Here is a 19,695-nt window from a genome sequence, read left to right as displayed (position 1 = left end):
TTACCGCTTGCCTTGGGGCTCCATGTGGTCGCGGTGAGCCAAAGCCGGGAAAAGCTTGAACCACAAGCCAGCCACCAGCATGGTGCCGATGCCGCCCACCACTACCGAGCCCACCGGGCCCCACATGGCAGCCGTGGCGCCGGACTCGAATTCACCCAACTGGTTGGAGGCGCCGATGAAGATAGAGTTGACAGCGGCGACACGCCCGCGCATCTCGTCCGGTGTTTCCAGCTGAACCAGGGTATTGCGGGTGACCACGCTGATGCAGTCCGCCGCGCCGGTCACGGTGAGGGCGAACAGGGACAACCAGAAGGATTCGGACAGGCCGAACAGCACGGTGGCCAGCCCGAACACCGCCACGGCGCTCAGCAGGCGCTTGCCCACATGTCGGCGCAAGGGCCAGCGGGTGATCACCAGTGACATGGTGAGTGCGCCTACCGCGGGCGCAGCGCGCAAAAAGCCCAGACCCGTAGGCCCGGTGTGCAGGATGTCGCGCGCATAAATCGGCAGCAAGGCTGTCGCGCCGCCCAGCAACACCGCAAACAAGTCCAGCGAACTGGCGCCCAGCAGTAGCTTGCGTTCCCACACGAAGCGCACGCCGGCAAACAGGCTGGACCAACTGGCGGCCAACTGGGACGGCTTGTGCTGGTAGTGCACGGCCAGAATCAGGCCGGTGGCCAGCACCATCAGCGCTGTGCAGCAGATGTACACGTTGGTGGGCCCTAGCGCGTAGAGCAGCCCGCCCAGCGCCGGCCCGCTGATGACCGCGATTTCCATGCCGGTGGAGCTGAGTGCTACCGCGCGTCCGAGCAAGTTAGTCGGGACCAGCAGCGCTACCAAGGCTTGCTGGGCCGGCATCTGGAAGGCGCGGGCCAGCCCGAGCACCACGGAGATAAGCAGGATGAGTTCGCGGGACGCGAAGTTTCCCATGGTGGCGCTCAGCAGCGTGAGCGCCACGCCAGCCTGCAAGGCCATGCAGGCCGCAAAGATGCGGCCGCGGTGCAGGCGGTCGGCCACATGCCCGGCGGGCAGTGTCATCACGAGTGCTGGCACAAACTGGAACAAGCCCACCAGCCCGAGGTCCCAGGCGCTGGAGGTCAGGTCGTACATATGCCACGCGACTGCCACCATGAGCATCTGGTTGCCCATGATGCCGGCAATGCGGGCGAACCAATAGCGGACGAAGGCCTGCTGCTTGAACAGCGCCGAGAGTGGGGGGAGGGATGCGTCGGTGGTCATGAGGCGGCGTTGTGACGCCTGAGCACTGCGCCAAAGAGGTATTTGGCGGAAGCTGTGAGATTCGAACTCACGGAGGGGATAAACCCTCGCCGGTTTTCAAGACCGGTGCCTTAAACCGCTCGGCCAAGCTTCCAGAGCTGCGTATTCTAGCCGGCCTTGAGCATGCCTTTGGTTTCGATGAACGCAATCACCTCTTTCAGGCCGGTCAGGTCTTTGAGGTTCGTCATGGCAAAGGGCTTCATGCCCTTGGGGGTGTTGCGCATGCGCTCGGTGTCGGCGCGCATCACATCCAGGTTGGCGCCTACGTGGGGGGCGAGGTCGGTTTTGTTGATGACGAACAAATCGCTTTTGGTGATGCCGGGGCCGCCTTTGCGGGGAATCTTCTCGCCGGCAGCCACATCGATCACGTAGATGGTCAGGTCACTCAGCTCGGGGCTGAAGGTGGCGGCCAGATTGTCGCCACCGCTCTCCACAAACACGATGTCAGCATCGGGAAAGTCCACCAGCATGCGGTCAATGGCTTCCAAGTTGATGGAGCAGTCTTCGCGGATGGCGGTGTGCGGGCAGCCGCCAGTTTCCACGCCCATGATGCGCTCGGCAGGTAGCGCGCCGCTCACGGTCAGCAGGCGCTGGTCTTCCTTGGTGTAAATGTCGTTGGTGATGGCGACCAGGTCGTACTGGTCGCGCATGGCCTTGCACAGCATTTCCAGCAGGGTGGTTTTGCCGGAGCCTACAGGGCCGCCTATGCCCACGCGCAGGGGCGGCAGGGTCTTGGTGCGGTTGGCGATATGGTGAAGTGCGGACATGGTGTTTGCTATCAAAAAGTGAGCTTCTCGCGCAATATCAACGGGCGCTAGGAGCGGAAAAGCCTTGAATACTGCACCTCATGCTGGCTGCTCAGGATGGCCAGCATGGGGCTGAAGGCTTGGCGGGTGTCGTCGCTCACGTTCAGGGCGTAATCGACGGCGGAAGGAATCTCGGCAGTCAGGGCAGACAGGATGCGTTGCCCGGCACTCTGGCCCAGCGGCACGGCCTTGATGGCGGCCTGCATCATGTTCTCGGCCCAGCCGAAGGCAAAGGCCAACAGACACTCGCGCACCGGGGCCCCTGTGCTGCTTGCGGCCAGCGCGAATGCGATGGGGTAGGTGGGTTCCTGTGCCGCAAGCAAGGCAATCTGCGCGGGCGTGGCCGTGGTGTGGTTCTTCAACCATTCCAGCAGGCTTTTGCCCATTTGTTCGGTTTGGGCACGTAGCTCGGCGCTTTCGCGGGTCTGCAGCACCCAGGCATTGAGCTCGGCAATGCGGGGCTGGTCGTCTGCGCGCCAGGCCGCTATGGCTCGGGCCACCGCTGGCAGCTCCGAGCGGGCCAGCGTCATGTGCAGTTGGTCGACCAGCCAGACGGATGCTTCACTTTCTGTAGCGGCTCGCGCAGTATCCACAGCGGCTTCCAGGCATTCGGAGTATGAAAATCCGCCAATCGGCAAGGCCGGGGAGGCCAGCCACATGAGCTGCATCAAGCTGCTGTCAAGCATGGTGTATTGGGTTTACTGGTCGTCGTGGTGACCATGGCCATGGTCGTGACCGTGGTTGCAGTCCGGGCCATGCACATGCGGTTTGGTCTGTACCGCCACCGGGATGCCGCGCAAGGTAGCCGCCGGCTTGGGCGCGTGGTCATGGTTGTGGCCGGCGTGGGAATGCCCGTGGTCATGGTCGTGGTTATCGTGTCCGTGGTGATGGCCGCCGTGGTGTCCACCGGTGGCGTAGGCACCGTTCTCGGGCTCAAACGCTTCGTCCACCGCGTTCACGATCAGATGCATCGCACGCAGCATGTCGGCCAGCACGTGGTCAGGCTCAATCTTCAGGTGGTCGGGCTGTAACTCGATGGGCACATGGCGGTTGCCCAGGTGGTAGGCGGCGCGGATCAGGTCGAAAGGTGTGCCGTGATTGCGGCAGTGGGTGATCTTCAGCACCGCTTGCGGTGCGGCTTTGGCGACGATGAGCGAGCCGTCTTCGGCCACCAGCGCGTCGCCACCGCGCACGACGGTGCCACGAGGCAGAAATACGCCGATTTGGCGGCCTGTGGAGTCGGTGGCGTCAAAGCGGCTTTTCTGGCGCACGTCCCAATCCAGCTCGACGGTGGCGGCGCGCTTGACGAGGACCGGTGCCAAGCCTTGGCCTTGGGGGATGCATTTGGAGACTTGGAGCATAAGTATTCAGGTGTTCTGGTGGATGGCCGCATTGTGGCGCAGGGGCGCCATACCCCTCAGGTCAGGGCTTTGGTCATGAACCGGCTCCAGGGGTCTATCTGGTAGTCGGCAAACGGGCCGCACTCTACAAAGCCTTCACTTTCATAGAGTCTGTGGGCCGGGAAGAACGGGGCGTTTGTGCCTGTTTCCAGGCTGATACGTAGCACGCCTCTTGCCCGCGCCTCAGCCTCCATGTGCCGCAGCAGGGCGCGCGCCACTCCTTTGAGTTCATGGCCCGCAGCGGTGCGCATGGACTTGAGCTCTGCGTGGGTGGCGCTGTGCGTTTTGAGCGCGCCGCAGCCCATCAGGACATCCCCGTCCCATGCTGTCCAGAAAGTAATGGACGGGTGGCGCAAGGCATCCAGATCGAGGGCGTGCACGCTTTCGGGTGGCGAATGCTGGTGCATCGCATTCAGGTGCACTTGCAGCAGGGCGGCAATGGTCGCCCCCTGCAGGTCATCGATGCGAATGTGCATGGGTTGCGTGATGCAGCTTTAGAACAAAAAGTACCGCTGTGCCATGGGTAGCTTGACTGCCGGCTCACAGGTCAGCAGCTGGCCGTCGGCGCGCACGCTGTAGGTTTGCGCGTCGATTTCCATGGTGGGCAGGTAGCTGTTGTGCACCATGTGCTGTTTGCGTACGGCACGGATGTTTTTCACCGCTGACACGTTTTTGGCCAGGCCGAAGCGTTCCTTGATGCCTGCGTTCAAGCCCGATTGGGACACAAAGGTCAGCGAGCCCCGGTGCAGCGCGCCACCAAAGCTGCCGAACATCGGGCGGTAGTGCACCGGCTGCGGGGTGGGGATAGACGCATTCGGGTCGCCCATGGCGGCGTGGGCGATGAAGCCACCCTTCAAAATCAGCGCGGGCTTCACACCGAAGAAGGCAGGTTTGTAGATGACCAGGTCGGCCCACTTGCCGACTTCGATGCTCCCGACTTCATGGCTGATACCGTGCGAAATCGCAGGGTTGATGGTGTACTTGGCCACATACCGCTTGACGCGGAAGTTGTCGTTGCGGCTGCTGTCTTCGGGCAAGCTGCCACGCTGCGACTTCATCTTGTCGGCTGTTTGCCAAGTGCGGATGATGACTTCGCCCACGCGGCCCATGGCCTGGCTGTCGCTGCTCATCATGGAGATCGCGCCCATGTCGTGCAGGATGTCTTCCGCCGCAATGGTTTCCTTGCGGATGCGGCTTTCGGCAAAGGCCAGGTCTTCGGCAATGCCTGCGTCCAGGTGGTGGCAGACCATCAGCATGTCCACATGCTCGTCCAGTGTGTTCTGGGTGTAGGGCATGGTGGGGTTGGTGGAGCTGGGCAGAAAGTTCGCCTGGCCGACCACCTTTAAGATGTCAGGAGCGTGGCCGCCGCCCGCACCTTCGGTGTGGAAGGCGCACAGGCCACGGCCCTTGGTGGCTTCAATCGTGTTCTCCACAAAGCCGGATTCGTTGAGCGTGTCGGAGTGCAGGGCTACCTGAATTTCGGTTTCGTCGGCTACATCCAGGCAGTTGCTGATGGCAGCGGGCGTGCTGCCCCAGTCTTCATGCAGCTTGAGGCCGATCACACCGGCATTGATTTGCTCGTGCAGTGCGCCGGGCAGGCTGGCGTTGCCCTTGCCAAAAAAGCCGAGGTTCATGGGGAAGGCATCAGCCGCTTGCAGCATGCGCTCGATGTTCCATGGGCCGGGGGTGCAGGTAGTGGCAAAGGTGCCGGTGGCAGGGCCCGTGCCGCCGCCCATCATGGTGGTCACGCCGCTGGAGAGTGCTTCTTCAATCTGCTGCGGGCAGATGAAGTGAATATGGCAGTCAATGCCGCCCGCGGTGACGATGTTGCCCTCGCAGCTGATGATCTCGGTGCCCGGTCCGATGATGATGTCCACACCCGGCTGGGTGTCGGGGTTGCCGGCTTTGCCGATGGCCACTATGCGCCCCCCTTTGAGGCCGATGTCGGCCTTGACGATGCCCCAGTGGTCCAGGATGAGGGCGTTGGTCAGCACGCAGTCCACTGCACCTTCCGCCCTGGTGCGCTGGCTTTGCGCCATACCATCGCGGATGGTTTTGCCGCCGCCGAACTTTACCTCTTCGCCATAGCTGCCCGCAGCCAGGGTGTAGTCTTTTTCGACCTCAATGATCAGGCCGGTATCTGCCAGGCGCACGCGGTCGCCAGTGGTGGGGCCAAAGATTTCCGCGTAGGCGCGGCGTCCAATCGTTGCCATTTTCAAAGACTCCCTTGGGTCAGGCCGCGAAAGCCGTAAATCATTCTGTCGCCGCCAATCTCCACCAGCTCCACGGTGCGTTGTTGGCCGGGCTCGAATCGCACGGCCGAGCCGGAGGCGATGTTCAGGCGCATGCCTTGCGCCACCTCACGGTCAAAGCCGAGCGCGCCATTGGTCTCTGCAAAGTGGTAGTGGGAACCAACCTGGATAGGCCGGTCCGACTGGTTCTGCACCACCACCGTCACGGTACGGCGGCCTGTGTTGAGCAGATGTTCGCCGTCGTCAAGAATGAGTTCGCCGGGGATCATGGTGCCTTCCTTCACGCCAATTGCATCAACAGGGCCACGCCCGAAGCAGCCACTGCCGCGCCGGTGGCGCGGGTTGCCCACACATTGGCAGCACGCAAGGACCAGCCCAGTGCCACGCCGGAAAGATGCAGCGCGATGGTGGTGACAAACATGCCTGCCACTGCCGCAACCGCGTCACCTGTAGCTGCCAACTCCGCACCGTGGGCCAGTCCGTGGAACACAGCAAAGCCACCCACCAACACCATGGAGGCTGCGGCATTCAAGCCTTGGCGTGTGAGTACCAAGAGGCCCAGCGCCAGCACGGACGCAGCCACCATGGGCTCCACTACGGCGCCGCCCATGCCTTGGAGGCCCAGCAGGGCGCCCAGCACCAGCATGTTGGCAAAGGCGAGCGGTCCCCACAGCAGGGCAGGCCCGGCACGGCGGGCAGACACTGCGCTCCAGACCCCGACGGCCAGCATGGCCAGCAGGTGGTCCATGCCGCCCAGCGGGTGCAGCAGGCCGGTCATGAAGCTGCCATGGCTATGCAGATCAGTGCCGATATGGGCGCTGGCGCCCGTGGATAGTGCGCAAGCAGCTATGAAAAGAAGAGCGGATTTCGATGGGTAACGCATGGAATCTCCAAAAGTGAGCGAGAAGAGGGGAGGTCGTCTTAACCAGGAACACCGCTGAACCGGCTTTGCCGGGCCGCTGGTGTTGCCCCCTGCAAGGGGGAAAGCGGCCACACGAAGTGGGCAAGCCGGGGGGTGTTCATACGATAGGCTGGTGGACAGTGACGAGCTTGGTGCCGTCGGGGAAGGTGGCTTCGATCTGGATGTCCGGAATCATTTCGGCGATGCCGTCCATCACGTCGTCGCGGGTCAGCACGGTGCGGCCTTCGCTCATGAGCTGGGCCACGGTTTTTCCATCGCGTGCGCCTTCCATCACGGCGCAGCTGATCAGGGCCACGGCTTCCGGGTAATTGAGCTTGAGGCCACGGGCTTTGCGGCGCTCTGCCAGCAATCCGGCAGTGAACAGCATGAGCTTGTCTTTTTCTCTGGGCGTGAGTTCCATGGTCGGTCCGATTTGTCTGCAGGTGGAGCATCCTAAGCAATCCCCGTGCCCTGTGGTGGTGCCGTACGCCAAATGCCGCAGCCTTGCCTGCGGCAATGGCATGGAAACTGCACCCTGCAGCGCGTGTCCATTGAAATGCTGCCCCCTCCAACCCCGGAAGCCCCCGCCCAGCGGGTGGTGAAAATCCGCCGCGACTACAACAACTGGGTCGCCAGCGAGACCATGGAGGACTACGCCCTGCGCTTCACGCCACAGCGCTTTCGCAAGTGGTCGGAATGGCGGGTGGCTAATACGGCGTTTGGGGCGGCTTCTTTTCTGATCCTGGAAGCCGTGGGCGCCACCTTGCTGGTGCAGTACGGCTTTGTGAATGCCTTCTGGGCCATTCTGATGACGGGGCTGGTGATTTTTCTGGCGGGCTTGCCCATCAGTGTGTATGCCGCCCGCTATGGGGTGGACATGGACTTGCTCACGCGCGGCGCGGGCTTCGGCTACATCGGATCCACACTGACCTCGCTGATCTATGCCTCGTTCACCTTCATCTTCTTCGCGCTGGAGGCGGCCGTCATGGCCTATGCGCTGGAGCTGGCCCTGGACATACCGCCTACCTGGGGTTACCTGATTTGCGCGGTGGTGGTGATTCCCTTGGTCACCCACGGCGTGTCCACCATCAGCCGCCTGCAGATTTGGACGCAGCCGCTGTGGCTGATCATGCTGGTGGTGCCATTTGGCTTTGTTTTGGTGCGTGATCCGCTAGCCTTTACCGGCATAACGCACTACGCTGGTGAGCAAGGCACTGCGGGTGTCTTTAGCTTGCACCTCTTTGGTGCTGCGCTCACGGTGGGTATTGCCCTGATTACCCAGATGGGGGAGCAGGCCGACTACCTGCGCTTCATGCCCCAACGCACCGCCACCAACCGCTTCAGTTGGTGGGCCGGGGTGCTGGTGGGCGGGCCTGGCTGGGTGTTTCTGGGCGTGATCAAAATGCTGGGCGGTGCGTACCTGGCCTACCTCGCCATCCAGCACAGCGTGCCCACCGAGCGTGCGGTGGACCCGAACCAGATGTACCTGGCTGCGTATGAATATGTGTTCCCTTCGCTGGGCTGGGCGGTGGCGGCGACAGCTGTTTTTGTGGTGGTCTCGCAGCTCAAGATCAATGTGACCAACGCCTACGCCGGCTCATTGGCCTGGAGCAACTTCTTCTCGCGCCTGACGCACAGCCACCCCGGGCGGGTGGTGTGGGTGCTGTTCAACAGCGTGATCGCCTTCATGTTGATGGAGATGAATGTGTTCCAGGCGCTGGGTGAAGTGCTCAGCCTGTATTCGAACATCGCCATCGCCTGGATCATGGCCGTGGTGGCCGATCTGGTCATCAACAAGCCTTTGGGCTTGTCGCCCAAGGGCATTGAGTTCAAGCGGGCGCATCTGTACGACATTAATCCCGTGGGGGTGGGGGCCATGGCTATGGCGTCATTGCTGTCCATCCTGGCTTACCTCGGCCTCTTCGGGGAATTGGCCAAGGCTTTTTCTGCGGTGGTGGCCCTGGTCACGGCCATGGTGACCTCGCCCTTGATTGCGTGGTGGACCAAAGGCAAGTACTACTTGGCAAGAAAGCAAGAATCCACTGTCACGCAGGGCAGCTACGTTCGGCTGCAAGCCCGTCAGTGTGTGATCTGCGAGCGGGAATACGAGGGGCCAGACATGGCCCATTGCCCGGCGTATCAAGGTGCGATTTGCTCGCTGTGCTGCACGCTGGATGCGCGCTGTGGCGACATGTGCAAACCGCATGCAAACCTGGCCACCCAGTGGTCCGCCGCTTTGCGCTGGCTGTTGCCCAAAAGGGTGTGGCCGTTTCTGGACACGGGGCTGGGGCACTTTCTGCTGCTGATGCTGGTCATCCTGCCCCTGCTGGCCACGGTGTTCGCCATGTTTTACAAGCAGGAGTTGGGGGGCTTGGTCGCATTGACCGAACAGCGCCTTGCCGTAGAAGCAGCGTTGCGTTCGGGTTTCAGCAAAACCTTTGCTGCGCTGATGCTGATGTCCGGCATCGTGGCCTGGTGGTTGGTGCTGGCGCACAAAAGCCGGCAGGTGGCACAGGAAGAGTCCAACCGCCAAAGCCATTTGCTGCTGCGCGAGATCGAGTCCCACCGCCAGACGGACGTTGCCTTGCAGGAAGCCAAGCGTGTAGCCGAGCAAGCCCGGCAAGCCGCCGAGGCGGCCAACCAGGCCAAAAGCCGTTATATCAGTGCCATCAGCCACGAACTGCGCACGCCGCTCAACAGCATCCTGGGTTACGCACAGCTCATGGGCGAGGACGCGGCGATACCGCCCCACCGCAAGCAGGCGGTGAGCGTGATCAAGCGGGGCGGCGAACACTTGCTGTCCTTGATTGAGGGCACGCTGGACATGGCCCATATCGAGAGCGGCAAACTCACCCTCAATGTGAAGCCCATGCAGTTCGCCAACGGCATGGCCGAGCTTGCCGGCATGTTCGAACTGCAGGCGGCGGCCAAGGGGTTGCAGTTTCAGTTTGAGGTTCAGGGCAATGTGCCGGAGTGGGTGAGGGCGGACGAAAAGCGCCTGCGGCAGATCTGTATCAACTTGCTGGGCAATGCCATCAAGTTCACCGCCACGGGCAGTGTGCGCTTAGTGCTGCGCTATGCGCGGGAAATGGCGCATATCGAAATTCATGATACCGGCCCCGGCATGCCAGCGCAGGAGTTGGACCGCATCTTCGAGCCCTTCACCCGCGGATCGACTGCGGCATCGGGTGCCGCCGTGGCGTCGGGCGGGTCGGGCTTGGGCTTGACGATTGCCAAGATGCTCACCGACCTCATGGGGGGCGAGCTGTCAGCAACCAGTGTGCTCGGCCAGGGCTCGGTGTTCAAGGTGCGCTTGTTCCTGCCGGACTTGCACATGCCGCCGGCAAGCGCACAGCAAGCGGCCCCCCACAGCAAGCCGCGCGTGGCCTATGCCGGTGCGCGCCGCAAAGTTCTGGTGGTGGATAACGAGGAGGCGGACCGCGAGCTGCTGGTGAGCCTGCTGGAGCCCTTGGGCTTTGAAGTGCGCACTGCTGCCAGCGGCCACGATTGCCTGGACCTGCTGGCCGCCGGCCTGCAGCCCGATGTGGTGTTGCTGGATCTCGCCATGCCCGGCATTGACGGTTGGGAGACACTGCGCCGCATACGGGGTAATCCGGCATTGGGTGGCAGCGAGCCGCAGGTGGCCATCGTGTCTGCCAACGCGTTTGACCGGGGGCTGGACAACGGGCTGGGCTTGCCACCGGAAGACTTCATCGTCAAACCCGTGCGCCACAGCGAGTTGCTGGACTGGCTGGAGCGCCGGCTGGAGTTGGTGTGGGTGGACAAGCCAACGGTAGAGGCTTCCATGCAAGCCGCCCCGAGTGTGGCCCAAGATATGCAGCCTGTGGCGGTGGGAGCGTTGCCCGCTAGTGCCTGCCGCGCCTTGCTGGAAGTGGCGCGCCTGGGTTACTACCGGGGCGTTTTGAACCAGCTGCAAAGCCTGCAGGTGCAGCACCCCGAATGCGCGGCCTTCATTGCGCAGCAGGAGGCGCTGGCCCGCCAGTACCAGTTTGAGACCATGGCCGAACAATTGCAGAAAGTGCTCGATGCAAGCCCCGCAGATGAACTCCGTTGACCTGAGTGATGCCGCCCGTCTGGATGGCACGCTGGACCGTGCCAACAGCGACGTAGTGCTCATCGTGGACGATGTGCCCGATAACCTTTCTGTGCTGCATGACGCGCTGGACGAATCCGGCTACACGGTGTTGATTGCCACTTCCGGCGAGGCCGCCCTGATGCGCGCAATGCAGGCTTTGCCCGATGTGATTTTGCTGGACGCCATGATGCCCGGCATGGACGGTTTTGAAGTCGCCCGTCGCCTCAAGGCTGCGCCGCAAACCACGCACATCCCCATCATCTTCATGACGGGCCTGACCGAGACCGAATATCTGGTGGCGGCACTGGAGAGCGGTGGGGTGGACTATGTGACCAAGCCCATCAAGCCCAAGGAAGTGCTGGCCCGCATGGGAGTGCACCTGGCCGGCGCACGCGAGCGGCGTCAGACCCGCAATGCGCTGGATGCTTTCGGCTACGCCACCATCACCGTGCGTGCTGCCGATGGCTGCCTGATGTGGCAAACGCCCTTGGCGCGCGACCTGCTGGAACGCTACTGCGGCACCCAGGCGCCCAACACGCCGCCCGAAGTTCTGGGCTGGTTGCAGGCCTGCCTACAAACGGTAGCCCGCGGGGACGAGCCGGCCAAGCTGAGCCTGGAACGCGGCCCCAAGCGCCTGACTTTCCGGTTGCACCAACAAATCGGGGACAGCGATGCCGGTGGCGATTGGCTGATCGTGATGCGCGAGGTGTCAGACACCGCTGTCATTGAAGCCATGAGCCTTTCCTTCAAGCTCACCGCCCGCGAGGCGGAAGTGCTCTACTGGGTGGTCAAGGGCAAGACCAACAAAGACATCGGCGACATTCTGGGCAGCAGTCCCATGACTGTGAAGAAACACCTGGAGCGGGTGTTTGTGAAGCTGGGCGTGGAGACGCGCACCGCCGCCGCTGGCATGGCGATGTCGCGTATCCGGCAATTGCACCCGCAGTTTGAAGGGTGAGGGCATCTCGCCTTATGCGTCTCCGGCGGCCTGCGACAATTGCGGCATGAGTACCGACACGCCCCCGCCTGCACCGGCCAAGCAGGCCAACAACCCGCTGCATGGCAAAACGCTGGAGGCCATCGTGACGGAACTGGCCGATTACTACGGTTGGGACGGCTTGGGCGAGCGCATCCCGGTGCGCTGCTTTACCTTTGAGCCCAGTGTGGGCTCCAGCCTCAAGTTCTTGCGCAAAACCCCTTGGGCCCGCGACAAGGTGGAAGGGCTGTATCTGTTCATGTTGCGCGAAATGCGCCGTTCAGGGCGCTGAGCCGCGCCGTTTGTCGTATCCGGCGAGGTTCCGCATACGGATCCGGGAACTTGACTATTCACATTTTTTGAATCAAGTCATCAATTAGATTCAAAAATCAGCAATTCATGCCCCCCTAGACTTCTACGCATGGCATCTAACCACACCTCCTCCTTCGACGCTGGCACCAAGCGCTACAGCCTTACGGCCATCGTGTTGCATTGGGTGCTGGGGCTGGCCCTGATCGGGATTTTTGCAGTCGGCCTGTACATGACCGACCTGCCTTTTTCGCCCACCCGTCTGAAGCTGTACAACTGGCACAAGTGGGCCGGTATCACCATCCTGGCGCTGTCCGCGTTGCGCCTGTTGTGGCGCTTGACGCACCGTCCGCCTGAACTGCCCGGCAAAATTTCTGCGGCCATGCCCGCGTGGCAACACTGGGCCCACCATGGCACCCACCACGCGCTGTATGCCCTGTTTTTCCTGGTGCCGCTGATCGGCTGGGCCTATAGCTCTGCGGCGGGCTTCCCCATCGTGGTGTTCGGCGTACTGCCATTGCCTGATTTCGTGCCTGCTGACAAAGCGCTGGCCGAAATGATCAAGCCCTTTCATGAACTTAGTGCGTTTGCCTTGATCGGACTGGCCGGTCTGCACATTGCCGCTGCACTCAAGCACCAGTGGATAGACCGCGATGGCCTGATCAACCGCATGTTGCCCGGCCGCGATTGAACTCTCTTTTGGCCCGATTTTTTGATTGGATTTGACATGTTGGTTTCCCGCGTATTTCTGTCCACTGCCATTGCAGCATCTGCATTCATGGGGGTGTCTGCTTTTGCCCAGCAGAAGCTGGTGCCCGCCCAGAGCGAAATCGTGTTCGTGAGCAAGCAGATGGGTGTGCCGGTGGAAGGGCGCTTCAAGAAGTTTGATGCACAAATCGCTTTTGATCCTGCCAAGCCCGACACCAGCAAGATTGCATTCACCGTTGATATCGCCAGCGCCACTTTGGGTGTTCCCGAAACGGACGCCGAGCTGCCCCGTCCCAACTGGTTCAACACGGCCAAGTTTCCACAAGCGACCTTCCAGTCCACCGCCGTCAAAGGCCTGGGTGGTGGCAAGTTTGAAGTGAGCGGCAAGCTCGCCATCAAGGGCAACAGCCGCGATGTGGTCGTGCCTGTGGCCCTTGTTCAGAGCGGTGCGACTACTACTGTGACCGGTACGTTCCCGCTCAAGCGCCTCGCCTTCAAGATCGGCGAGAACGAGTGGGCTGACACTTCCATGGTCGCTGACGATGTGCAGGTCAAGTTCAAGCTCGCGCTGACCGGCGTAGGCAAGATTTAAGTTTTTTCCATTTCTTTTTTAACCAACCCGCAAATCAGGAGTTTTCATGCGTACTTCCCTCATCGCTGCCGCTTTGGCACTGTCCGCTTTCGCCGGTGCTGCCAGCGCCCAGTCCGCGACTTACAACCTGGACCCTTCGCACACTTTCCCTCGCTTCTCTTACAGCCACTTCGGTCTGTCCACCCAGCAAAGCCGTTTCAACAACACCACCGGCACCGTGACTTTTGACAAGGCTGCCAAGACTGGCGCAGTGGACGTCGTGATTGACATGAAGGCTGTGGACACCGGCTTTGCCGCATTCAACGGCCACATCCAGGGCGAAGACTTCCTGGACACCGCCAAGTTCCCCACCGCTACTTTCAAGTCCACCAAGGTGGTGTTTGACGGCGACAAGCCTGCTTCTGTGGACGGCAACCTGACCATCAAGGGCGTGACCAAGCCAGTGACCCTGAAGATCGTGAACTTTGTGTCCACCACCCATCCCATGAACAAGAAGGATGTGATCGGTGCGGAAGCCACGACCACCATCAAGCGCACTGAATTCAACGCCGGCAAATTCGCACCGTACGTGGGCGACGACGTGACCATCACCATCGCACTCGAAGCTATCAAGCAGTAATTGCGACAGCGGCGCGGCTCTTGCCGCTGCCCACCGGAAGGCCGGCCGCGAGGCTGGCCTTTTTTTATGCAAAATCAGGCTCTGGCGCATGATTGCTATGCGCGAGCAGCTATTGTTTTTATAGCGTTCTTTTTCCGGAGTTTGCCTTTCCATGTCGGCTGAATCTGTTTCCAACACCCCGGTACTTCATGCGCGCGGCTTGCGCTGGCACACCTTGTGGGGCCCTTTGGACGTGCAGTTGCAGTCGGGTGTGACGCTGGTGACCGGCGGGGAAGGGCGGGGCAAGAGCAGCCTGTTGCGCATGTTGGCCGGCGATTTGGCGGTAGCAGGCAGCAGCTTGCAACTGGCCGGCACCGGCCTGCAAAGTCAGCCCGCGCAGTACCGGCAAAAAGCCTTCTGGATGGATCCGCGCACCAGCGCCTGGGACCAGACGCCTGCAGCGCAATTTTTCCAGCAGAGCCGCCGCCAGTGGCCGCAATGGAATGTGGAACTGTGTGCAGAGCTTGTTTCGGCGCTAGGCCTTGAAGAACATCTGCCCAAGCCCATGTACATGTTGTCCACGGGCTCCAAGCGCAAAGTCTGGATCTCGGCGGCGTGCGCCAGTGGAGCCGAGTTGACATGTCTGGATGAGCCTTTTGCTGCCCTGGACCGCGGGTCCATACGCACCATCACCGAGCTGCTGCAGGATGCGGCGGCGCACAGCCCGCGCGCCTGGGTGTTGGCAGACTACGAAGCGCCTGCCGGTGTGCCGCTGGCCGCCACCATTGACTTGGGCCACTGAGCCCCGTTGCATTGCGCACCAATGACTAGGAGAACCTTATGACAACCCGACTGCCTACCTACTTTGTGTCCCACGGTGGTGGCCCCTGGCCCTGGATGCCTGACATGCGCGACATGCTGGCCAGCCTGGACACCGCACTGGCCGATATGCCACGCCAGATCGGCCGCACACCCAAAGCTGTTTTGATGATTACCGCCCATTGGGAGGAGCGGGCCTTCACGCTGGGTTCCAACCCCGCGCCCGGCATGGTTTACGACTATGGCGGCTTTCCCGCACACACGTACTCGGTGGTGTATCCCGCGCCGGGCGCCCCGGAGCTGGCGCTGCGGGTGCAGGGATTGCTGCAGGAAGCCGGCTTGCCGGTGGCACTGGACCCTCAACGCGGCTACGACCACGGCACTTTTGTGCCCTTGGCCGTGATGTACCCGGACGCGAAGGTGCCTGTGTTGCAAATGTCCCTGCGTGCGGGGCTGGATCCGGCCGAGCACATTGCGTTGGGTCGGGCTTTGGCGCCGTTGCGGGATGAAGACGTGTTGATCGTGGGCAGCGGCCTGAGTTATCACAATCTGCGCAATTTCGGTTCCGGCGGGCGGGCTCCTTCCAAGGCTTTTGACGTCTGGTTGCAGGAAGCGATGGTTGCATCGCCTTCCGTGCGCGTAGAGGCATTGGTGAACTGGGAATCAGCGCCTGCGGCCCGAATCTGCCACCCTCGCGAAGAGCACTTGCTGCCCCTCATGGTGGCCGTGGGAGCCGCCTATGACGATGCTGCAGAGTGTGTGTATCACGACGAGACCGTTTTTGGCGGCGTGACCGCCTCCAGCTTCCGTTTCGGCGAGATATCCGCCCCAGCCTGAGCCTGTTGATCCATCAATTTCAAGGCAAGCGCACATACGTGTGCGGTGCGTTGGAGTTGGTGGTTTTTGTCGGTCAGGGCTTGGTGTTCCTGGATCAGAGTTTTGACCGGTGGCGAGCCCTCGGCCGCCGCGGTGCCTTTCTCAAGCTGGCTTTCGATCAGCCGGATCTTGAGGTCGTTGTTGAAGGTGATGTGTTTGGCATCCGACATCCGGTCCTTGATGCGCTTGCGGCAAGCAGCCATCCAGTCCGTGTCCTGCGCCACCAGTTCGCTGAGCTGGTTCAGGATCAAGGAGGTCGCCGCCTTGCGCATGGCAGGCGATGCCGGGTCTGGAAGTGTGTCCGTGATGGGTGTCATGGCTGGGCCCCGCCAAGGGGTGTTGGCTAGCGATGGTGTGAAAGCTCAACGTTAGGCCCGAGCCGTCAAGTGCTCAAGGGCAACTGTTCGACGGTGAACATTTGGCACCCGGACGGTGCGCGTTTTTGTGACTTTGTTGACAGCTTGAGGGACTTTGCGTGCAGGGCTCTGAATACATGCTGAAGGCTCAGTAACCGTTGGAGTCCCGGTTGGCGCGCTGCATGAACGGTGGCTGGCGGCCTACGGCTTCTTCCAGCATGATGAGTTCCAAGTCCCGGTGATTGATGACCGGTGCAGGTTCCATCAGGTGCCTACCAGCTTCGCGACCTATGTACAGCGGCGCGTCGTGGTACTGCGTGGTCAGGGTGCGTGCTTGGGTGGCGTCGGCCAGGGGCTGGATGTCGGCAGTGCCGTAGCACAGACAAAAGTAGAGCTTGGCCTCCATCGTTTCCATATAGCAGGCAGTGCCGCGGATGCCTATGGTGGCTGCCGGGGTCTCGAGCCGCTTGGGGCCGGGGCCGAATACCGCCAGCACTTTGCCCGTGATCAAGCGCAAGACGCCGACTGCACCATCCTGCACAAACTGGATCACGCTGTTGTCGCGCATGAGGTAGGCGTTGTTGGCCATCACATACAGCACTTCGCTGTTGGCTCCAGTGGCAATGGTGTCGCCTGGCAGCACGGCTTGGTCCATCCTGGCGGGGCTGCCATTCAATCGCACATCGCCTTTGATACGGCGTATTCCACTTTGAAGCGGTTTCTGGCCCATGGCCAGTGCATCGGCCAAACCGGCAATGCTTCCAAGCCCTACGGATGTAGATATGAATTGACGTCTGGTGCTCATGGAGTATGCGCAGGTAGCTATGAAAAAGATAGCGCCTATGCGCTAAGTCCTCTACCTTAACTATTTTCCTTTGCTGCGTCCACCCGAGCTGCCAGACCCTCCTGAACTACCTGAACTACCTGAACTACCTGAACTACCAGAGCTGCCAGAGCTGCCAGAGCTGCCAGAGCTGCCAGAGCTGCCAGAGCTGCCAGAGCTTTCCGTTTTGCCGCTACCCCCCGAAGTAGTTTCTGTCTTTCCGCTACCGCTCTCGGAGCTTCCGCTCTTGCTGTCGTCCCCGCTTTCGTTTTTGCCGGAGCTGCCTGATTTGGAATCGTCCTGCCCGCTTGCATCTTCCGATTTGCCGCTGCGGGTGCCGCCCTCGCCTTTGCCACTGGAGCGGACTCGCTTTTCTGAGCTTTGGCGCACATCCACCCGTTCCACGGTGATGCGGTCATCACTTCCACGTACCCCTGTAACGCGCACGCGCTGCTCGCGGTCTTGCCGCAGTTCGGCGCGTTGCCGTGCATTCACCTGTGCGCCCAAGGCCATGCGTCCCTGGCCGATGTCCAAACCGTCTGTCGAGGCGGCTTTGACATAGCCCTCCACCACCACCCGCCCTACCGGTCCCATGGTGGTGCGTGTTGGTTGCAGCTGCATGCCTGTGGCGACCAATTGCCTTCCATCCCAGTTGCCTTGAACCCGGACTTCCTGGCCGTTCAGGGCGGCGCGCCATGCACGCAAGCCCTCAAGAAAACCCAGGCGCCCAGTTTGGACAGTGGTTTCACCGATCCGTAGAGTGCCTTCTGACCCATGTTCCGCCGGACCGGTGAGTTGGGCCTGGGCTTGTGGTGGGATGGGTTGCAGATGGGTCGTGTCAATGCTGCCATCGCTCATGCGCAGGCCGCTGACCCGGACCCACTGACCGGGTTTCAGGGCAGACAGGGTGCCGGGCTCGCCGCTCCAGCGCAAGGTTTGACCCAGAACCCGGACTTCACTGCGCGCGGTGTCCACCCGTTCTACCGGTCCGACCACCAGATGTTGCAAGGTAATTTTCTCGGCTTGCAGTTCATCGCCTTGGCCTTTCGCCTTCACCACCACTACCTGACCGAGCGCCAATACGCCTGTTTTGACGGTTTGCCCGTTGTCATTGACCGGCGTACTCTCGTCGTAATGCACCTCTAGACCATTGACGCAGATACTGGCAAAACCGGTAATCACCCCCACGATGCCGGTGCCGCCTATGCCTCCGTTGTCGATGCCGGTGCCGCCAATGCCAGGCTTGAGTGCTACATTGCCGGTGCCCCCGATGCCCGGGCGCAGGGCGGTGTCACCGGTGCCGCCAATGCCCGGCGCTGCTGCTTGCGGGTTGACCGGCGAGTCGCTGTGGCCACACACGTTGGCGCCCTGTGCGTGCAGCGCTCCCATGAGAGCTAATTCTGCAGCAAGGCAGCGCAAATGATGGAGTTGGCGGTTCATGTGGCAGCCCCTGTCTTCCCGGCAGGTGCAGAGGATGCTTCGGGCATGGGTTCGGTATAAAAGTAAATGCCGAAGGTCATGCGGTGTTTGGGGGCCTCTGTGGCCGCATCGGCTTGTTCCAATGCAAGGGCGTTCTTGTTCACGGCCAGCAGGGCCTTCATGCCGGCCTCGCGCGATTGCTTGGCGAGGAGTGCCATGGAGGCTTCGCTCAGTGCGTCATATTGCACGCTGCGTTCCAGCAGCGCGGGCTGCACGCCCAGCAGGTTACGCGCGGCCGCAGCGGCATGGTCGTGCAGGTTGTGGCCGAAGTAGAAAGCTTTTTCGTCGAAGCCTTCACTGGGCACAAAGGCTTCTGCATTCAGGCACACGCGGTTTTCGTCGTCCAGGCGGACGACCCCCAGCCGCAGCCACTCATCCAGCACCACACGCGAGCGGATATCGCTGTTCACACCGGCCACCAGGCTTTCAAAAGACAACTCACCACCTTCACTGGCAAAGCGCGCCAAGGGCAGGGGGCTGCCGTCTTCGTGCAAATAGCGGGCGGTGCCCAGCCACACAGCGACCAGCTGGGCACCGAGGGAGACCACAGCGGGAACAGCTTCGGTTGTTTGTGCCAACTCGTTGCGCAGACGGGAGACGTCTTTGCGATGCACCCCCGTCATCAGGCTGACGCGGCTATCGGTTGGCGCCTTGTTGTCCAAGCGGAATTCGGTAGCAGCTACATCGACAAACAGGTTCTTCAGCAACTCGGCGAGGTAGGGGTAAGTGATGCCTTGCGCGAGCATGACCCGCACCAAGGGGCGCAATACGCGGCGTAGTGCGCGCACCAGCGCGGGAGGTGGTCCGGCGAGGGAAGAGTTGGAACTGTCCATGAGCTCAAATGTAACTTGCTTGTGGGAAAAATTTACACAAATTATTTGACGTGGGAAAATTTCACACATATAGTTCAGTCGTGTGTGGGAAAAAATCACACACATTGTGAAAATTTAACTACCTTAAGGAATCTCACCATGACCTTCATCCGCTCTGCTCTCATAGCCACCAGTGCCACCCTGTTACTTGCTCTCAGCGCCACATCTGCGCTGGCCGACAAAGGTGGCTCGTCGGGTAAATCTTCATCTTCGGGCTCCTCTTCTTCCTCGTCTTCCTCTTCTTCTTCGTCCTCCAGTGCATCTTCCAGTTCCGGCAGCACCAGTGCGTCCAGCAGCACCCGCAGCGATGATTCCGGCGGTCAGCGTCGCGGACGTGGCGCCGACGATGCTGCCGGCCACGTGCGCCATGGTCGCGGTGCAGACGACGCCCCCGGCCATGTTCGTCACGGTCGCGGTGCAGACGACCTGCCACCCGTGACTCCGCCAGCGACAAGCACAGGCACCACAACCGGCACTACCACGACTACGACTACGACTACCACCACACTCTGATCCGCGTTCACCCGCCATCCAAGCCGGCCGCTTTGCGAGCC

At 61.5% G+C, this 19,695-nt stretch carries 22 protein-coding genes and 1 tRNA gene; 9 read left to right on the top strand and 14 right to left on the bottom strand.

The annotated features are described in order from the left end of the window. The 10 genes from ACOAP0_RS05225 to ureA all read right to left on the bottom strand — a co-directional run bounded on the left by ACOAP0_RS05225 (window position 1) and on the right by ureA (window position 7,058). Window positions 1–1,239, bottom strand: a complete 1,239-nt coding sequence (locus tag ACOAP0_RS05225) for an MFS transporter (protein WP_498375300.1) — start codon at window positions 1,237–1,239, stop codon at window positions 1–3. Between the two features lie 43 nt (window positions 1,240–1,282). Beyond that, window positions 1,283–1,372: transfer RNA gene (locus ACOAP0_RS05220), tRNA-Ser, on the bottom strand. 13 nt (window positions 1,373–1,385) lie between these two features. Further along, on the bottom strand, window positions 1,386–2,045 hold the full coding sequence (ureG, locus tag ACOAP0_RS05215; protein ID WP_481872698.1) for an urease accessory protein UreG: 660 nt from the start codon (window positions 2,043–2,045) through the stop codon (window positions 1,386–1,388). Window positions 2,046–2,092: 47 nt separating this feature from the next. Continuing rightward, a complete protein-coding gene (locus ACOAP0_RS05210) occupies window positions 2,093–2,770 on the bottom strand; it encodes an urease accessory protein UreF (protein ID WP_498375301.1) in 678 nt (225 codons plus the stop codon). Window positions 2,771–2,782: 12 nt separating this feature from the next. Further along, window positions 2,783–3,445: an urease accessory protein UreE gene (ureE, locus tag ACOAP0_RS05205; RefSeq protein ID WP_498375302.1), complete on the bottom strand. Its 663-nt coding sequence runs from the start codon at window positions 3,443–3,445 to the stop codon at window positions 2,783–2,785. Window positions 3,446–3,501: 56 nt separating this feature from the next. Continuing rightward, window positions 3,502–3,960: a GNAT family N-acetyltransferase gene (locus ACOAP0_RS05200; RefSeq protein ID WP_498375303.1), complete on the bottom strand. Its 459-nt coding sequence runs from the start codon at window positions 3,958–3,960 to the stop codon at window positions 3,502–3,504. 18 nt (window positions 3,961–3,978) lie between these two features. Continuing rightward, window positions 3,979–5,697, bottom strand: coding sequence for an urease subunit alpha (gene ureC, locus ACOAP0_RS05195; RefSeq protein WP_498375304.1), 1,719 nt, complete (start codon window positions 5,695–5,697; stop codon window positions 3,979–3,981). Window positions 5,698–5,699: 2 nt separating this feature from the next. After that, window positions 5,700–6,005: an urease subunit beta gene (locus ACOAP0_RS05190; protein WP_498375305.1), complete on the bottom strand. Its 306-nt coding sequence runs from the start codon at window positions 6,003–6,005 to the stop codon at window positions 5,700–5,702. Between the two features lie 11 nt (window positions 6,006–6,016). Then, window positions 6,017–6,619 (bottom strand): HupE/UreJ family protein, encoded by a 603-nt coding sequence (locus ACOAP0_RS05185; protein ID WP_498375306.1) that lies wholly within the window; start codon window positions 6,617–6,619, stop codon window positions 6,017–6,019. A 136-nt stretch (window positions 6,620–6,755) separates the two neighbouring features. Continuing rightward, window positions 6,756–7,058: an urease subunit gamma gene (gene ureA / locus ACOAP0_RS05180; protein ID WP_087494817.1), complete on the bottom strand. Its 303-nt coding sequence runs from the start codon at window positions 7,056–7,058 to the stop codon at window positions 6,756–6,758. Window positions 7,059–7,193: 135 nt separating this feature from the next. Between ureA and ACOAP0_RS05175 the strand changes: the two genes are divergently transcribed. The 8 genes from ACOAP0_RS05175 to ACOAP0_RS05140 all read left to right on the top strand — a co-directional run bounded on the left by ACOAP0_RS05175 (window position 7,194) and on the right by ACOAP0_RS05140 (window position 15,572). Then, complete coding sequence (locus tag ACOAP0_RS05175; protein WP_498376091.1) at window positions 7,194–10,712, top strand: hybrid sensor histidine kinase/response regulator; 3,519 nt, start codon at window positions 7,194–7,196, stop codon at window positions 10,710–10,712. Further along, window positions 10,699–11,691 carry a response regulator transcription factor gene (locus ACOAP0_RS05170; protein ID WP_087497238.1) on the top strand — a complete coding sequence of 331 codons (993 nt, stop codon included), beginning with the start codon at window positions 10,699–10,701 and terminating at the stop codon, window positions 11,689–11,691. The genes ACOAP0_RS05175 and ACOAP0_RS05170 overlap by 14 nt, the downstream gene beginning before the upstream one ends. 46 nt (window positions 11,692–11,737) lie before the next feature. Beyond that, window positions 11,738–12,001, top strand: a complete 264-nt coding sequence (locus tag ACOAP0_RS05165; protein WP_313867446.1) for a VF530 family protein — start codon at window positions 11,738–11,740, stop codon at window positions 11,999–12,001. A 129-nt stretch (window positions 12,002–12,130) separates the two neighbouring features. Next, complete coding sequence (locus tag ACOAP0_RS05160; RefSeq protein WP_498375307.1) at window positions 12,131–12,709, top strand: cytochrome b; 579 nt, start codon at window positions 12,131–12,133, stop codon at window positions 12,707–12,709. A gap of 87 nt (window positions 12,710–12,796) precedes the next feature. Further along, on the top strand, window positions 12,797–13,318 hold the full coding sequence (locus tag ACOAP0_RS05155) for a YceI family protein (protein ID WP_481872791.1): 522 nt from the start codon (window positions 12,797–12,799) through the stop codon (window positions 13,316–13,318). Between the two features lie 46 nt (window positions 13,319–13,364). Next, the gene (locus tag ACOAP0_RS05150) at window positions 13,365–13,937 is read left to right on the top strand and encodes a YceI family protein (protein ID WP_498375308.1); all 573 of its coding nucleotides are present in this window, start codon (window positions 13,365–13,367) and stop codon (window positions 13,935–13,937) included. 151 nt (window positions 13,938–14,088) lie between these two features. Beyond that, the gene (locus ACOAP0_RS05145; protein WP_498375309.1) at window positions 14,089–14,718 is read left to right on the top strand and encodes an ABC transporter ATP-binding protein; all 630 of its coding nucleotides are present in this window, start codon (window positions 14,089–14,091) and stop codon (window positions 14,716–14,718) included. A gap of 38 nt (window positions 14,719–14,756) precedes the next feature. Further along, window positions 14,757–15,572 (top strand): DODA-type extradiol aromatic ring-opening family dioxygenase, encoded by an 816-nt coding sequence (locus tag ACOAP0_RS05140; RefSeq protein ID WP_498375310.1) that lies wholly within the window; start codon window positions 14,757–14,759, stop codon window positions 15,570–15,572. Here the strand turns inward: ACOAP0_RS05140 and ACOAP0_RS05135 are convergent. The 4 genes from ACOAP0_RS05135 to ACOAP0_RS05120 all read right to left on the bottom strand — a co-directional run bounded on the left by ACOAP0_RS05135 (window position 15,500) and on the right by ACOAP0_RS05120 (window position 19,102). Then, window positions 15,500–15,928 carry a hypothetical protein gene (locus ACOAP0_RS05135; RefSeq protein ID WP_498375311.1) on the bottom strand — a complete coding sequence of 143 codons (429 nt, stop codon included), beginning with the start codon at window positions 15,926–15,928 and terminating at the stop codon, window positions 15,500–15,502. The two genes, ACOAP0_RS05140 and ACOAP0_RS05135, sit on opposite strands and share 73 nt — an antisense overlap. A gap of 187 nt (window positions 15,929–16,115) precedes the next feature. Continuing rightward, on the bottom strand, window positions 16,116–16,772 hold the full coding sequence (locus ACOAP0_RS05130; RefSeq protein WP_498375312.1) for a FecR domain-containing protein: 657 nt from the start codon (window positions 16,770–16,772) through the stop codon (window positions 16,116–16,118). Window positions 16,773–16,832: 60 nt separating this feature from the next. Continuing rightward, window positions 16,833–18,230, bottom strand: a complete 1,398-nt coding sequence (locus tag ACOAP0_RS05125) for a DUF5666 domain-containing protein (protein WP_498375313.1) — start codon at window positions 18,228–18,230, stop codon at window positions 16,833–16,835. Beyond that, window positions 18,227–19,102 (bottom strand): DUF6502 family protein, encoded by an 876-nt coding sequence (locus ACOAP0_RS05120; RefSeq protein WP_498375314.1) that lies wholly within the window; start codon window positions 19,100–19,102, stop codon window positions 18,227–18,229. The genes ACOAP0_RS05125 and ACOAP0_RS05120 overlap by 4 nt, the downstream gene beginning before the upstream one ends. Before the next feature lie 138 nt (window positions 19,103–19,240). On the opposite strand from ACOAP0_RS05120, the gene ACOAP0_RS05115 reads away from it, so the two are divergent. Further along, a complete protein-coding gene (locus tag ACOAP0_RS05115) occupies window positions 19,241–19,654 on the top strand; it encodes a hypothetical protein (RefSeq protein WP_498375315.1) in 414 nt (137 codons plus the stop codon). Window positions 19,655–19,695: the final 41 nt, after the last annotated feature.

This window comes from Curvibacter sp. Hmag1.1 (assembly GCF_059769165.1).
Note: the sequence above shows the minus strand (reverse complement) of the source record. Positions and strands in the feature narration are given on the sequence as shown.

What these genes read in the sequence shown, in the direction of transcription:
- ACOAP0_RS05145 (WP_498375309.1), top strand. Translation starts at nt 14,089, where the DNA reads ATGTCGGCTGAATCTGTTTCCAACACCCCGGTACTTCATGCGCGCGGC.
- ACOAP0_RS05200 (WP_498375303.1), bottom strand. Translation starts at nt 3,960, where the DNA reads ATGCACATTCGCATCGATGACCTGCAGGGGGCGACCATTGCCGCCCTG.
- ACOAP0_RS05190 (WP_498375305.1), bottom strand. Translation starts at nt 6,005, where the DNA reads ATGATCCCCGGCGAACTCATTCTTGACGACGGCGAACATCTGCTCAAC.
- ACOAP0_RS05210 (WP_498375301.1), bottom strand. Translation starts at nt 2,770, where the DNA reads ATGCTTGACAGCAGCTTGATGCAGCTCATGTGGCTGGCCTCCCCGGCC.
- ACOAP0_RS05140 (WP_498375310.1), top strand. Translation starts at nt 14,757, where the DNA reads ATGACAACCCGACTGCCTACCTACTTTGTGTCCCACGGTGGTGGCCCC.
- ACOAP0_RS05155 (WP_481872791.1), top strand. Translation starts at nt 12,797, where the DNA reads ATGGGGGTGTCTGCTTTTGCCCAGCAGAAGCTGGTGCCCGCCCAGAGC.
- ACOAP0_RS05150 (WP_498375308.1), top strand. Translation starts at nt 13,365, where the DNA reads ATGCGTACTTCCCTCATCGCTGCCGCTTTGGCACTGTCCGCTTTCGCC.
- ACOAP0_RS05130 (WP_498375312.1), bottom strand. Translation starts at nt 16,772, where the DNA reads ATGAGCACCAGACGTCAATTCATATCTACATCCGTAGGGCTTGGAAGC.
- ACOAP0_RS05225 (WP_498375300.1), bottom strand. Translation starts at nt 1,239, where the DNA reads ATGACCACCGACGCATCCCTCCCCCCACTCTCGGCGCTGTTCAAGCAG.
- ACOAP0_RS05165 (WP_313867446.1), top strand. Translation starts at nt 11,738, where the DNA reads ATGAGTACCGACACGCCCCCGCCTGCACCGGCCAAGCAGGCCAACAAC.
- ureA (WP_087494817.1), bottom strand. Translation starts at nt 7,058, where the DNA reads ATGGAACTCACGCCCAGAGAAAAAGACAAGCTCATGCTGTTCACTGCC.
- ureC (WP_498375304.1), bottom strand. Translation starts at nt 5,697, where the DNA reads ATGGCAACGATTGGACGCCGCGCCTACGCGGAAATCTTTGGCCCCACC.
- ACOAP0_RS05175 (WP_498376091.1), top strand. Translation starts at nt 7,194, where the DNA reads ATGCTGCCCCCTCCAACCCCGGAAGCCCCCGCCCAGCGGGTGGTGAAA.
- ACOAP0_RS05125 (WP_498375313.1), bottom strand. Translation starts at nt 18,230, where the DNA reads ATGAACCGCCAACTCCATCATTTGCGCTGCCTTGCTGCAGAATTAGCT.
- ureE (WP_498375302.1), bottom strand. Translation starts at nt 3,445, where the DNA reads ATGCTCCAAGTCTCCAAATGCATCCCCCAAGGCCAAGGCTTGGCACCG.
- ACOAP0_RS05120 (WP_498375314.1), bottom strand. Translation starts at nt 19,102, where the DNA reads ATGGACAGTTCCAACTCTTCCCTCGCCGGACCACCTCCCGCGCTGGTG.
- ureG (WP_481872698.1), bottom strand. Translation starts at nt 2,045, where the DNA reads ATGTCCGCACTTCACCATATCGCCAACCGCACCAAGACCCTGCCGCCC.
- ACOAP0_RS05185 (WP_498375306.1), bottom strand. Translation starts at nt 6,619, where the DNA reads ATGCGTTACCCATCGAAATCCGCTCTTCTTTTCATAGCTGCTTGCGCA.
- ACOAP0_RS05160 (WP_498375307.1), top strand. Translation starts at nt 12,131, where the DNA reads ATGGCATCTAACCACACCTCCTCCTTCGACGCTGGCACCAAGCGCTAC.
- ACOAP0_RS05135 (WP_498375311.1), bottom strand. Translation starts at nt 15,928, where the DNA reads ATGACACCCATCACGGACACACTTCCAGACCCGGCATCGCCTGCCATG.
- ACOAP0_RS05170 (WP_087497238.1), top strand. Translation starts at nt 10,699, where the DNA reads ATGAACTCCGTTGACCTGAGTGATGCCGCCCGTCTGGATGGCACGCTG.
- ACOAP0_RS05115 (WP_498375315.1), top strand. Translation starts at nt 19,241, where the DNA reads ATGACCTTCATCCGCTCTGCTCTCATAGCCACCAGTGCCACCCTGTTA.